We start from the raw sequence: 13,857 nt of genomic DNA on the forward strand, positions 1-13,857 counted from the left end.
AGAAATCAGGAACAGGCTGCGGCTTGCCCGCGCCCTACTTGCCATCCGGCGCATTGGTTGCTGCGCACGAAAGCCATATGCCCACCGTCACGCAGGCCAGACCTGCAATATGTGTCCACAAAATCTGCTCACCAAGCACCAACCACGAAAGCGCCACGCCGCTCAGAGGCACCAAACCCGTAAAGGCAGCGGCTGCACTGGCCTGCACCTGAGCAATCCCACGAAACCACAGCACATACGACAGATAGGAAACCGCTGCGCCATAATAGGCAAGCCCCCAGATTGCTGCGGCAGACAAGAAGGTGAAGTCAAAGTCTCGAGCCTCAAACAAAGCCATGGGCAGCAGCATGATGAAGGCGTAGAATGATAAGATTGTCGTACGCCGCAAGGGTGACATGGGGCAGCAGCGCGCCTTGCTGAGTACGGAAAATGCCGCCTCGCACAATACAGCCGCCAGCACAAGGCCGTTGCCCAGCAATGAGCGCCAGGCCTCGCCTCCGCTTGCTGGCGTGGTTTCCACACCCACGGCACCCTGCGCTGCTAGAAAGGGCGTAAGATTAATGGCGAGCAGGCCCAGACTCACGCAAGCAATGCCCGCAATGCGCCGCAGCGGCGGCCTCTCCCGGAGCATGCCCCAAGCCAGCAAACCGATAACCGCTGGCGCGGCGCTGCTCATCAAACCCGCAGAAGCAGCGCTGGTGAAGCGAAGCCCTTCAAAGGTGCAGATGCGGTACAGTGCAATGCCGCACAATGCCTGGAGGGCCAATGTCGCATGGGTGCGCCCGTCAAGCGCCCCTTTTTCACGCCGCAGCCACAACTGCGGCAGCATCACCAGCAGCCCGACCCCAAGGCCAAGGCCCGCAGCAAGAAACACAGGCAGGCTGCCCACCAGCAGTTTTCCCGCCACCACCGCACTGCCAGCGATGCTCATGGCAAGGGTCAGGCTGATCCATGCTCCCCAGGGGCGCGCTTGCCCCAATTGCGCTGATTGTTCCACTTCCCCAGCAGATCTCGCAGCCGCAGTACCTTGCGCACTGTTTTCACACACGCTCATTACTTTCTCTCCTTGTAATGCCCGCACAATGCATCGGCATGTTGAGCGTCTTCCGGCACGTATTGCCATCTGACGTTTGAGAGGCTAGCGTAGTTAAAGTGGTTTTTATAAGCGCCACTTTTTGATATTTTTTACCATACCAATTATAGGTGCGCCATGTGGATCAGCCTTGATGCGGATAGCCCGCTTTCATTGAACCGCCAGATCGGCTCACAGATCAGGGAGCTGATTTTGCGCGGACATCTGGCCTCGGGCGACCGCCTGCCTTCCACCCGGCAACTGGGCAAAGATCTGCATGTGGCCCGCAGCACAGTCATTGAAGCCTATGATCAGTTGCTTGCCGAAGGCTATCTTGAATCGCGGCGCGGCTCCGGAACGCACGTGGCGCAGGGCATACGGCCCCAGCCGCAAGTGTACGGACAAAAAACAACGGCAGATAATCATGCGCTCGATAATGCCCGCGCCGACCCGCCAGGGCTTGTGAACTTTCAGTCCGGCATTCCGGCTCTGGAGCATTTTCCAACGGCGGAATGGGGCAGACTCTATCGGCAGGTGTGTGATACGTTGCCAGCCTCGGCTCTGCGCTATTGCAGACCGCCAGGCGTTGCTGAATTGCAGGAGGCCATTGCCGGATGGCTGCTGCGCATGCGGGGCCTGCGCGCTGCACCGGAGCAGATTATGATTACCACAGGCGCAACCCAGGGGCTAAGGCTTGTGGCGCGCCTGCTCAACCGCCCGGATGCTCTGGCAATTGTGGAAGACCCAGTGCATCGGGGGCTGGTGGAAGTGATAGCGCGCACCGGGTACGCTATTGAAGGCATTGCCGCAGACGCGCAGGGGATGGACATCAGCCTCCTGCAAAACATCTCTGAGCAAACCGCCCGCCGATGCGCCTTTGTCTATGTAACCCCTTCGCACCAGTATCCGACCGGGGGCATCCTCTCAGCGCAGCGGCGTCAGGGATTGGTGGATTTTGCCCGACAGCGCGACTGCATGGTGGTGGAGGACGACTATGATGGCGAATTCCGTTTTGAGGGAACGCCCGTCAGCGCCCTGCGCGAGCTTGCGCCCGACAGGGGCATATATATTGGTTCATTCAGCAAGATTCTGGCTCCAGCCCTGAGGCTGGGCTTTGCCGTGATACCCCCGGATATGGTGCGCCCATGGGCCGAAGAAAAGCAGTACACGGATGTGCACACCGACGCGCTGTCACAACGCACGCTGGCCGCCTTTATCTCAAGCGGCGGGCTTGAGCGGCATATCTGGAAAATGTGCAAGCTGTATAAACGCAAAAGGCTCTTCCTGCTGGAATGCCTGCGGCGGTACTTTGGCGACAACTTCACAGTCAGCGGGCAGGCTGCCGGGCTGCATCTGGTGGCGGGATTTCCCGGTATCCGCTTTTCAGACGGAGTACTCGCGGCCATGCGCGCGCAGGGCGTTCGGGCCGTACCGGTGGAACACCATTCTCTGTGCCGCAACGGCGCGCACGCGCACGAACTGATACTGGGTTATGCGCACCTTTCGGAGCAGTCCATGGAGCGCGGGGTGCATGCCCTGCGAGGGGCCATTGCGCAGTGAGCAGAGAGTTTTAATGGAATATCTTTTTTTGCAAGGCATTCGGCGGCTTGCCGCCCTGCGGCCTTTCAATCGCCGCGCCGTGCGCGCATTGACAGGATGCCCGCAATGAGGCAATAGAAAAGCCTTCATCCACAAGCGGCGCATCATTTGTGCGCACATCTTTTCTCGCGGAGGGCGGAGATGAAAAAAGGTATGACTTGGCTTGCTGCAATGGCATTCTGCGTGGCAATTGCCGCGCCCGCAATGGCTGCGGATCCCATTAAAATCGGCGTTGCCGGCGCGCACTCCGGCGATCTGGCCTCCTACGGTGTTCCCAGCCTGAACGCCGCCAAGGTTGTGATTGCCGAAGTGAACGCCAACGGCGGCGTGCTTGGCCGTCAGCTTGAACTGGTCGCCCAGGATGACCAGTGCAAGCCCGAACTGGCCACCAACGCGGCCACCAAGCTTATTTCCGAAAAGGTGAACGTGGTCATGGGCCACATCTGCTCCGGCGCTACCAAGGCGACCCTGCCTTTGTACACCGAAGCCAAGATCGTCTCCATGTCGCCTTCTGCCACGACCCCCAGCCTTACCGAAAGCGGCACCAACCCCTATTTCTTCCGCACCATCGCCAACGACAAGGCCCAGGCCAAGTTGACCAGCGACTTTATCCTGAACGGCCTCAAGGCCAAGAAGGTCGCCTACCTGCATGACAATGGCGACTACGGCAAGGGCTTTGTGGACAACAACCGCGAAACCCTTGAAAAGGCTGGCGTGGAAACCGTTCTGTACGAAGCCGTTACGCCTGACGCTGTGGACTTCTCCGCTGTTGTGCGCAAACTGCGCCGCGCCCAGCCCGACATCCTCGTGTTCGGCGGCTACCAGCCCACCGCTTCCAAGCTGTTGCAGCAGATGCGCCGCGACCGCGTGACCACCGCCATGATCGGCCCCGACGGCCTCAAGGACGATGCCTTCATCAAGATGGCTGGCAAGGACGCCGAAGGCGTGTACGCCTCCTATCCCAAGGACACCAGTAACCTGCCCGCCTACAAGCATGCCCACGAAGGCCATGTGAAGATGTTCGGCAGCGATCCCGGTTCCTTCTACTACAACGGCTACGCCGCTACCCAGGCTCTGGTGAACGCCATTGCCAAGGCTGGCTCCACCGACGCCGCCAAGGTTGTGGAAGCCCTGCACACCAACCCCGTGGAAACCCCGCTGGGCAAGCTGACCTTCAGCAAGACCGGCGATGCCGCCGGTATGGGCCTTTCCATCTACCAGATCAAAGATGGCAAGTTCGTAGAGCTTAATCACAGCATTACCCTGGACTAAACGTCTACCGGGGCGCGGCCATGGCCGCGCCCCGGCTTTTCACGCATCGCCGGAAGCTGACGGCATTAACGGGACAGGCGGAACGAACAGGGACACCCCCCGTACCGCGCGCGAGTTTGCATGGACATTCAATTTTTTATAGAGCTCTTTTTCGGCGGTTTGACCCGAGGCAGCATTTATGCGCTGATCGCCCTCGGCTACACGCTGGTTTACGGCATTATCGGGCTCATCAATTTTGCCCATGGCGAAGTGTATATGCTGGGCTCATTCACGGCCCTGCTTATAGCTGGCGCGCTTGGCGTCTACGGCTTCCCTGCTGGCGGCATTCTTATTGTGGCGGCTCTTGCGGCCATAGTCTGGTGTTCCGCCTACGGCTATACGCTGGAAAAGGTCGCCTACAAGCCCCTGCGTGGCGCGCCGCGTCTGTCGCCGCTTATTTCTGCCATCGGTATGTCCATCTTTTTGCAAAACTATGTGCTGCTTGCGCAGACGTCCGACTTTGTGCCCTTCCCGAACCTGCTGCCAGAAATGAATTTTCTTGAGCACATCGACTACGTCATGGGTGCCAGCGACTTTCTCATTCTGATGGTCAGCACCTTTGCCATGGTTTCTCTCTCTCTCTTTATCCGCTACACCCGCATGGGAAAAGCCATGCGCGCCACGGCCCAAAACCGCAAGATGGCCCTATTGCTTGGCATCAATGCCGACCGCATCATCTCCCTCACGTTCATCATCGGTTCCGCCCTGGCGGCCCTTGGCGGCGTGCTTATTGCCTCGCACATGGGGCAGGTCAACTTTGGCATCGGTTTTCTGGCTGGGCTTAAGGCCTTTACCGCCGCAGTGCTCGGCGGCATCGGCTCCATCCCCGGCGCAATGGTGGGCGGGCTTGTGCTTGGCCTGGCCGAAAGCTTCACCACGGGCTATTTTTCCGGCAACTACGAAGACATGCTGGCCTTCGGCATTCTTATCCTTATTCTCATTTTCAGGCCCGACGGTATCTTGGGCAAAGCCACAGTGCAGAAGGTGTAGCCATGCAGCGCATACTTAAAGCCGCCATCGCCGCCCTGTGGTTCATGCTCCTCACCCTGCCGGTGCTGGGCATCAAGCTGAACGTGGCGGCAAAAACCGTTGTTTGGCGTTTTGACCGTATCTTCGCTCTGGGCGCAGGCATATTTGTACTTGCCCTTATCTGGGACTGGTGCTTCAGCCGCAAGGCATCGGGCATGAAGATCATCACCCTGCCCAAATGCCTCAACCTGGCAGAAATCATCGAAGCATTCAGAAATCGCGCTGGCCTCCGCCTTGGCGGGCTTGCCGCGCTGGCCGTTGTGCTCATCGGCATGCCTCTGGTCAGTTCCTTCTATCAGACCAACATCATGATCTCCGCTCTGCTGTATGTCATGCTCGCGCTGGGCCTGAACATCGTCGTGGGGCTGGCGGGCCAGCTTGTGCTTGGCTACGTGGCTTTTTACGCCATTGGCGCGTACACGTACGGCCTGCTGCACCAGTACTTCGGCCTGGGTTTCTGGACCTGCCTGCCCATCGGCGGTTTCCTTACAGTCCTTTTCGGCCTGGGTCTGGGCTTTCCCGTGCTGCGGCTGCGTGGCGACTACCTCGCCATCGTGACCCTGGGTTTTGGCGAAATCGTGCGCCTCACGCTGCAAAACTGGAACACCGTCACCGGCGGCCCGCGCGGCGTCAGCGATATTCCCCGCCCTGCCTTTTTTGGCATGAACATGGACATCACCCAGTCCACCACCTACATCTACTATCTGGTGCTGGCCGCAGTGGTGGTTACCATTGTGGTTATCACCCGGCTCAAGAATTCGCGCGTGGGGCTGGCCCTGCAAGCCCTGCGGGAAGACGAAATAGCCTGCGAGGCCATGGGCGTGGACATCACGCGGGTGAAGCTTTCGGCCTTTGCGCTCGGCTCCTGCTGGGCTGGCTTTGCCGGGGTAATCTTTGCCGCCAAGACCACCTATATCAATCCCTCCAGCTTCACCTTCATGGAATCAGCCATGATTCTTTCCATGGTGGTGCTGGGCGGTATGGGTTCCATTGCGGGCGTGGTCATTGCAGCGCTGATTCTCATTCTTGCCCCGGAATATCTGCGGGCTTTCTCTGACTACCGCATGCTGCTTTTCGGAGCGATCATGGTGATTATGATGCTCTTCCGGCCACAGGGCCTCATCAGCGGCGAACGACGCCGCTACCGCATCAGCAACCTGCACGGTGCTGAAGGAGGCCGCTGATGAAACCGGTGCTGGAAGTAAAGGATCTTTCTCAGGATTTTGGCGGACTCCGCGCGCTTAACGAGCTTTCGCTCACCGTGAACAGCGGCGAGATTGTTGCCCTTATCGGCCCCAATGGCGCGGGCAAGACCACGTTTTTCAACTGCGTGACCGGCATCTACACCCCCACAGAGGGGCAGATGTTTCTGCACGACGCCTCGGGCGACAAGCAACTGCTTAACGGCAAAAAACCCCACCTCATCACGGCCATGGGCATGGCCCGCACGTTCCAGAACATTCGCCTTTTCAGCGAAATGACCGTGCTTGAAAACGTGATGATCGGTCGCCACTGCCGCACCAAGGCGGGCATTTTTGGCGCGATCGTGCGCGATGGCCGCACCCGCCGTGAAGAGCAGGACTGCATTGACCGCAGCTATGAACTTCTGGAACTGGTGAAACTTCAGGAGTTCTGGAACGAAACGGCTAACAACCTGCCCTACGGCGCGCAGAGGCGGCTTGAAATCGCCCGCGCCATGGCGACCGAGCCGCGCATGCTGCTGCTGGACGAACCCGCAGCGGGCATGAACCCCCAGGAAACCAACGAACTCAAGGAGCTGGTCTGCTCCATACGCGACAACCAGCAGATCTCCATCCTGCTTATCGAGCACGATATGGGCATGGTCATGTCGCTTTCCGACCGCATCTACGTCATGGAATACGGCTCCTGCATCGCCACAGGCACCCCCGCTGAAATCCGCACCAACCCCCGCGTCATCAAGGCCTATCTGGGAGAAAGCGATGCTTGAGCTGCGTAACGTAGACACCTATTACGGCAACATTCAGGCCCTGCGCGATATTTCGCTGAATATTGAAGAAGGCGAAATTGTCACCCTGATCGGGGCCAACGGCGCGGGCAAGTCCACCACGCTCATGACCATCTGCGGCATCAACCGCCCCAGAAAAGGCGAGATACTCTGGTACGGCAAGCCCATTCATCAGTTGCCCCCGCACGAAATTGTGACCTTGGGTATTTCCCAGGTACCGGAAGGCCGCCTGATTTTCCCTGATCTGAGCGTCAGCGAAAATCTCGACCTCGGCGCATTTTTGCGGCGTGATCCGGCAGGCGTAAAGGACGATCTGGACTACGTGTTCAGCCTTTTTCCCATTTTGTCCGAGCGCCGCAAGCAGGCGGGCGGGACGCTTTCCGGCGGTGAACAGCAGATGCTTGCCATCAGCCGCGCCCTCATGGGCCGCCCCAAGCTGCTGTTGCTGGACGAGCCTTCTCTGGGCCTCGCCCCCATCATCATCCAGCAGATCTTTTCCATCATCCAGAAGGTCAATTCCAACGGCACCACTGTCTTTCTGGTGGAGCAGAACGCCAACCAGGCCCTGCGCATCGCCAACCACGGATATGTTATGGAAAATGGCCGCATAGTCATGCACGACACAGCCGCCAACCTGCTCACCAGCGAAGAAGTGCGCACTGCCTATCTGGGCATGTAGACCGCAATCCCCATAGCGGTACAAACCTGTGCCCTTGCCGCGACAGATAGTAAAGCGGCGCGTTTGCCTGACAAACGCGCCGCTTTTTATGTGCAATGTCAAACTGTAACGTGCATGCTCCTTGCGCATCCTCGTGACGCAGTACCGAACACGCGTCCTGCCCCACCACAGCCTACAGTCTACCTTTTCCTCAAAAGCAAAGCCGTTGCCGACTGGCAGTCGGAAACGGCTTTGGAGCAGTATCGAAGCTATTCACGGGGGAGGATTATCCCTCAACCCCGCAATAATCTGAAAGTTATCTGTAGTTTTGCCCTAGACTTCGCTGATGATGGGCACGACCACGGGGTCACGCTCCAGCACACGGCGGAAGAAGCGCCGCAGCGAAGAACGAATGCCTTCCTGCAAGCGTCCAAGCTGACCGGGGCGGACCGCTTCAATTTCGTCCAGCACCAGGCACTTGGCGTCTTCCAGCAAATGACTGTAGTGCTGCTCGAACACAAAGCCTTTAGAGATCATTTCCGGACCGTGCAGTATGCTGCCGGTTTCTGAATCAACCACCAGCACCACAATGACCATGCCCTCATCACCCAGAATGCGGCGCTCCTTAAGCACGGCATAGCCCACATCGCCCACGCCCTTGCCGTCCACGAGCGTACACTCGACAGGAACGCGCTGTTCCAGACGGAAGGAATCTTTGAGCAGGGTAAGGGGCAGGCCATCTTCCAGCAAGATGACATTGTCCTGCTCCACGCCGCATTCAACAGCAAGACGGCCATGCTTGACCAAATGCTGGTACTCACCGTGCACAGGTACAAACAGCGTGGGCCGCACGGCTTCAAGCATGTCGCGCAGTTCTTCGCGCTGGCCGTGGCCCGATGCATGGATGGCGTGCACGCTTTCGTACAGCACTTCCGCGCCGATACGGTACATTTCGTTGATCAACCGGGAGATAGCCTTGGCATTGCCGGGGATCATGCGCGAACTCATGACCACGGTGTCGCCCTTGCGGATCTCCAGCTGTCTGTGGCCGCCAAGCACCATGCGCGACAGGGCGGAGAGCGGTTCGCCCTGCGCGCCTGTCACCACCAGCACAATCTGGTCATCCGGCAGGTCGGGTACGCCGTTGTGCGCGTTGAAAAACGAAGGCGGCAGCTTGGCAATGCCAAGATCCCGGGCCATTTCAATATTGTTCGCCAGCGACTTGCCGCTGATGACCACCGTGCGCCCATGCTCGCGCGCAAGGTCAAAAACTTCCTGAATACGCTGAATATGGCTGGAAAACAGCGTGATGACGATGCGCCCTTCGGCCTTGGCAAATATTTTGTCCAGCGAGTCCTTGACCTCGCGCTCCGTGAGGGAACGCCCCTCGCGCACGATGTTGGTGGAATCCGAAAGCAGCAGCCGCGCGCCTTCCGGCCCGGCAAAGTTGCGGAAAAGATTCAGGTCAGTGCCTGTGGTGTCCAGGGGATGCGGGTCAATCTTGAAATCGCCGCTGTGCACCACACGGCCCACAGGCGTTTCTACGCCCAAGCCAAAGCCTTCGGGAATGGAGTGACAGACGGGGAAGAAATGAAAGGTCAGGTCGCCCAGGGGCAGCACGGTATTGATATCAACGGGGCACAGCTCCACCCAATCCAGAATTTCCCGTTCCCTGAGCTTGTGTTCCACAAGCGCCAGGGTAAAGCGTGAGCCATAGATGCGGGTTCCCTTGATTTCAGGCACAATCCAGGGCAGCGCACCAATGTGATCCTCATGCCCGTGCGTCAGCACAATGCCGAGCAGCTTGTCCTTGATGCCGCTGACCGCGCCAAAGTGCGGAATGACAACGTCCACGCCAAGGTGGGCGTCGTCAGGAAACATGAGGCCGCAATCAACCATCACCACACCGCCGGAGGTTTCCCACAGCTGGCAGTTGAGGCCGATCTCTCCCAGCCCCCCGAGGGGGGTAATGTTCAAATAAGGTTCATTCATTCGTAATCGCTTTTGGGCGGCGCGGCTGGGGTCGTGCCGTCGCTCAACGCCGCATAAGATCAGGGTGAAATTCGCCCATGGCCACATATAATTGCGCCAGAGCGGTCAGATAATCGGCTTTTGCTCCTGTTAACGTCGCCTGAGCGGTGGTGAGCTTGGACGAAGCGTCCAGCACGTCAAAGTTGGTGCCCACCTGCTCCTGATAACGAGCCAATGCCACATTGTATGCCTCAGTAGACTGCTCCACGCCCTTTTCCGCCACGGTTATCCGTTTTGCGGCTTCCTGCACGGCAAGCAGTTTCGACTTGATGTCGTAGCCAACGCTGAGTTTCAGGTCTTCTTCGGCATAGCGCATCTTTGTGACCAGCCAGCCTGCCTCTTTGTCGGCATAATACGTGGTTCCCCACTGAAAAACGTCCCAGGTGGCACGGGCGCCCACTTCCCAGACGGAGCTGCGTGAACCCCGGTCGCCCTTTTCCTGCAGATCAAGCGAATTACCGCTCTGCGAAACATTGTAATAGGCTTCCACCTGCGGATAATAGGCGCTCTGCACGGCCTGCTGCGATTTGCCCGCGATTTCTACCGAACGCGCCGCCATGTAGAGATCGGGCCGCTGGCGGTAGGCCGCTTCAAGGCACTGCTCCAGTGAACGGGTAAAGGGCACATGGGCAAGCGTGCCGGTAAACTTGATCTTGGCCGTGGCGGGCAGCCCCAGCAGAGTATTCAGCTTGGCAAGGCTCGTGTCGCGGCTGTTTTCGACCTGAATCAAGGTATTCTCGGCCTGACGCACGTCCACCTCTGCCTGGAGCACATCCAGCCGGGGGCGAAGCCCCACACCAAAAAAGGCAGTGGTGATGCGCAACTGATCCTGCAACCGGGCCAGAGCATCGCGCTGGCTGCGCACACTTTCTTCGTACCGCAGATAATTCAGAAACTGGGTCTGAACGTTTTCTGTCATGGACAGTTCGGCATTACGCACAGAGGCTTTATCGCTGTCAGCCTGAAGGGCCGCTTTCTGATAGTTGGCCAGGAGCTGAAACCCTTGAAACACGGGCTGAGAAATTTCAACGGCCCAAGTGTAGGTGCCTTTTTCCGCTGGTCTGCTACTGCTGGGCAAGGCGGGCGATGTTTTTCTTTCCTGCTTGGAGGCGGAATACGTTGTGCCAAGCTTGGGCCCAAAAGCCCCGCGCGCAGATTTGCGCGCCTCTTCAGAAGACTGCCCCTGCGCCTCTTGCGAACCAAGGCTCGGATTATGCCGCAAAGCGCGATCCACAGCATCGGGCATGGAAACTGCCCCGGAAGGCAAAGCATTGTCCTTGCCCGAAGGCAAGGTTCTTCCGCTAAAAACGGGCACGGCGGCGCTGCCCGAGGGGCGCGCTGCAACAGAAGAATCGGCAAACGCGGCGTTGCTGCACACAGGCCCAGCAAGCGCACCAACAACAAGAAACACGAGGCCCAGTTCAGGAATGCGTTTCATATATTTACAGACGGAATGGTTCCGTTACCTTTAAAAATTACTTCGACCCGGATTACATACACCGCAGAAGACGGCATTGGCAACACTTCATGGAAAAAGATAATTTTACGCAAAACGACAAAACAGGCATTATTTCAAAGATATTTTTATTCAGCACCTGCAGAATAATAACTATTTTTACATGTACTGTTTACAGAATAAAGAACCATAAGGCGTAACTATCGCGCCTTAGTATACATCAAATGAGGTCAATTTCAACAACAAACAGACGTGCGTATAAAATTGAATTTTAGATAAGATTGCCGCATCTGTTTCAAACCCCGCCAAACAAGATTGCAGTGACACCTAAAATTCCCTGGCCCTAAGGAGCCGCAAGGGGATTCTAAAAAATTTCTTGAAAGTTTACCTCAGTCGTAGCATGCTGCGCAGCAGAGTCCTTGCGGGATTCCGCAGCTCCGCCGTGACGGTTGGCGCATCTTTGCGTCTGCCGTGCTGGCATTTTTTGCGGCGCACTGAAACAGACCACAGTTGTTGCGCAGATATGGAGAACCTCATGGAATTCAGTTTTTTTTCGATGATCGCCCAGGCAAGCCTGGTGGCCAAGGCGGTGCTGGCGTTTCTGGTCATGATGTCCATTGGGAGCTGGGGGCTGATGATCCAGAAATTCATCGGCTTGAGCGCAGCTAACAAAAAGGCTCTCAGCGGCACGGAAAGGTTCGAGAAGGCGGCCAATCTGCGCGAAGCCGTGCAGTCCTTGGGTTCCGACCCAACTTCCCCGCTGTACTACATCGCCCACCAGGGCGTTCTTGAATTCAACCGTTCCAAAGAACTTGGCAACAGCAGTGAAGTAGTGGTCGACAACGTTCGCCGCGCACTGCGTCAGGGTGTGGGCACGGAACTGGCCCGGCTGCAAAGCTCGCTGTCTATTCTGGCCACCTGCGCCAACACGGCCCCCTTTATCGGCCTGTTTGGCACGGTCTGGGGCATCATGAGCTCCTTCCACTCCATCGGCATGCTCAAGTCGGCCTCCCTGGCCACCGTTGCCCCCGGTATTTCGGAAGCTCTGGTTGCCACGGCCATCGGCCTGGCTGTGGCTGTTCCGGCCACCATCGGCTTCAATATCTTCATGGGCAAGCTTTCGCAGGTTGATACGCTGCTGGTGAACTTTGCCGGCGTGTTCCTCAACCGCGTCCAGCGCGAAATCAACGCCCACCGCCCCGTGCAGCGCACGGGTGCAACGGAGATGTAGCATGGGCGCTAGTGTTGGCGGCGGCAACAAGTTTGTTTCGGACATCAACGTCACGCCCTTTGTGGACGTCATGTTGGTGCTGCTGATCATCTTCATGGTGGCTACCCCCATGATGAGTCAGGGGCTGGACGTGGATCTGCCGCAGACCAAGCAGGTGGAAGTGCTTTCTACCGAGGCCGACCACATGGTGTTGACCGTGCGCAATGACGGCAAGATGTACCTTGACGAGTACCCCGTGGACACCATGGAAGACCTTGAGGGGTACTTGCAGCGTCTGGTCAAGGAAAAGAACAAGACGCTCTTTCTGCAGGCCGACAAGGCAGTGCCTTACGGCACCGTTGTGGAAGTCATGGGTCACATCAAGGCCGTAGGCATCGAAAAGCTCGGCGTGATCGCCGAACAGCCCGATGATGCCTCGCCCAAGGGCGGCAAGCCCGCACGCGCCCGAAAATAGGATTGCTCTATGCGCCTGGCCTCATACGTTCTTTCATTCTGCCTGCACGCAGCCATATTTTTGCTGATATGGTTCTGGCCCAGCAGCCCGCCCATCAAGCTGGACACGCCTCCAGTCATGATCAGTCTGGTTGAGGGCGCCACAGGCGGCAACCGCACCCCCTCGCCCATTCTCGGGCATATGGGGCAGCCCGGCGATGGCCCCCTTGCGCCTACGCCGCCCGCTCCCAAGGCAGAAGTGGCAGCGCCCGAGCGCGTTGAAGTCAAAGAGCCCAAACCTGTTCCGCCGCAGCCCAAGCAGGATGCAGCGGCTGTAAAAAAGCCCGAGCCCAAGCCCGAGCCGAAACCGCAGCCCAAGCCGGAACCCAAGGAAGAAGCTAAACCCATCGCGCAGAAAAAAGAAGACAAGCCCAAGCCCAAGGAAGAACCGCAGAAGGAAGCTCCCAAGGATCAGAAGAAGCCGGAGCCTCCCAAAGCGGACGCCAAGAAGGACGCCAAGGAATCCAAGGACGCCAAGTCCAACGTTGACCCTGTGGCAGCAGCCTTGCAACAGGCGCGCAAAGCCAGCTCGCGGGCTGATTCCGGCGACAGAGGCAATGCCGTGGAGCAGGCTCTTGCCCAGGCCCAGCGCCGCGCAGGCGGCAACAGGGGCGGCGGTGGCGGCGAAGGCGCCGGCCCTGGCGGCGGCGGCCTTGGCGATGTGTACATGGGACAGGTCATGCTGGCAGTACGGCCCAACTGGGGCTTTACCTCGGCCAGCCGCCTGAACCTGCGCTGCATCATCAACGTCAAGGTAGACGCCCAGGGAAAGCTGTTGCAGAATCCCGTAGTAACACACAGTTCGGGCAACGCGCAGTTTGACGCATCCGCAGCGAGCGCCATTGTGCGCACTGCCAATAGCGGCCAGTTCCCGCCTCCGCCTTCAGCGGACTACGGTGACCTTGATCTGGTGTTTACGCTTGACGAACTCATGGGCCGCTAAGGCGGCCACCTAAACGCGCAATTGGTAACGCGCGCATTCAGGAGGATA

General features: G+C 58.3%; 12 protein-coding genes. 9 read left to right on the top strand and 3 right to left on the bottom strand.

The genetic code is table 11. The annotated features are described in order from the left end of the window. Positions 1-34 precede the first annotated feature (34 nt). Positions 35-1,054 (bottom strand): DMT family transporter, encoded by a 1,020-nt coding sequence (locus JMF94_RS10835; RefSeq protein WP_240825106.1) that lies wholly within the window; start codon positions 1,052-1,054, stop codon positions 35-37. Positions 1,055-1,210: 156 nt separating this feature from the next. Here JMF94_RS10835 and JMF94_RS10840 point away from each other — a divergent pair, with 156 nt between their 5' ends. The 6 genes from JMF94_RS10840 (at position 1,211) to JMF94_RS10865 (ending at position 7,677) form a co-directional block, all read left to right on the top strand. Continuing rightward, positions 1,211-2,632, top strand: a complete 1,422-nt coding sequence (locus JMF94_RS10840) for a PLP-dependent aminotransferase family protein (RefSeq protein ID WP_240825107.1) — start codon at positions 1,211-1,213, stop codon at positions 2,630-2,632. Positions 2,633-2,812: 180 nt separating this feature from the next. Then, the gene (locus JMF94_RS10845) at positions 2,813-3,943 is read left to right on the top strand and encodes a branched-chain amino acid ABC transporter substrate-binding protein (protein ID WP_240825109.1); all 1,131 of its coding nucleotides are present in this window, start codon (positions 2,813-2,815) and stop codon (positions 3,941-3,943) included. Between the two features lie 120 nt (positions 3,944-4,063). Then, complete coding sequence (locus tag JMF94_RS10850) at positions 4,064-4,972, top strand: branched-chain amino acid ABC transporter permease LivH (RefSeq protein WP_240825111.1); 909 nt, start codon at positions 4,064-4,066, stop codon at positions 4,970-4,972. A gap of 2 nt (positions 4,973-4,974) precedes the next feature. Beyond that, entirely contained in the window at positions 4,975-6,195 is a 1,221-nt protein-coding gene (locus tag JMF94_RS10855; protein WP_240825112.1) for a branched-chain amino acid ABC transporter permease, read from the top strand. Then, on the top strand, positions 6,195-6,980 hold the full coding sequence (locus JMF94_RS10860; protein WP_276612908.1) for an ABC transporter ATP-binding protein: 786 nt from the start codon (positions 6,195-6,197) through the stop codon (positions 6,978-6,980). The genes JMF94_RS10855 and JMF94_RS10860 overlap by 1 nt, the downstream gene beginning before the upstream one ends. Then, positions 6,973-7,677, top strand: a complete 705-nt coding sequence (locus JMF94_RS10865; RefSeq protein WP_022658285.1) for an ABC transporter ATP-binding protein — start codon at positions 6,973-6,975, stop codon at positions 7,675-7,677. Before JMF94_RS10860 ends, JMF94_RS10865 begins: the two co-directional genes overlap by 8 nt. A gap of 312 nt (positions 7,678-7,989) precedes the next feature. On the opposite strand, the gene JMF94_RS10870 is transcribed toward JMF94_RS10865, so the two are convergent. After that, positions 7,990-9,648, bottom strand: a complete 1,659-nt coding sequence (locus JMF94_RS10870; RefSeq protein WP_240825113.1) for a ribonuclease J — start codon at positions 9,646-9,648, stop codon at positions 7,990-7,992. A gap of 43 nt (positions 9,649-9,691) precedes the next feature. Next, on the bottom strand, positions 9,692-11,125 hold the full coding sequence (locus tag JMF94_RS10875; protein ID WP_240825114.1) for a TolC family protein: 1,434 nt from the start codon (positions 11,123-11,125) through the stop codon (positions 9,692-9,694). 553 nt (positions 11,126-11,678) lie between these two features. Between JMF94_RS10875 and tolQ the strand changes: the two genes are divergently transcribed. From tolQ to tolA, 3 genes are read left to right on the top strand one after another with little or no spacing between them, the layout of a single operon-like run. Next, complete coding sequence (gene tolQ / locus JMF94_RS10880) at positions 11,679-12,374, top strand: protein TolQ (RefSeq protein ID WP_192112869.1); 696 nt, start codon at positions 11,679-11,681, stop codon at positions 12,372-12,374. A 1-nt stretch (position 12,375) separates the two neighbouring features. Further along, entirely contained in the window at positions 12,376-12,828 is a 453-nt protein-coding gene (locus JMF94_RS10885) for an ExbD/TolR family protein (RefSeq protein ID WP_022658281.1), read from the top strand. A 9-nt stretch (positions 12,829-12,837) separates the two neighbouring features. Continuing rightward, entirely contained in the window at positions 12,838-13,809 is a 972-nt protein-coding gene (gene tolA / locus JMF94_RS10890) for a cell envelope integrity protein TolA (protein ID WP_240825115.1), read from the top strand. Positions 13,810-13,857: the final 48 nt, after the last annotated feature.

It is taken from the genome of Desulfovibrio sp. UIB00 (assembly GCF_022508225.1).
In the GTDB taxonomy this organism is placed as follows: domain Bacteria; phylum Desulfobacterota; class Desulfovibrionia; order Desulfovibrionales; family Desulfovibrionaceae; genus Desulfovibrio.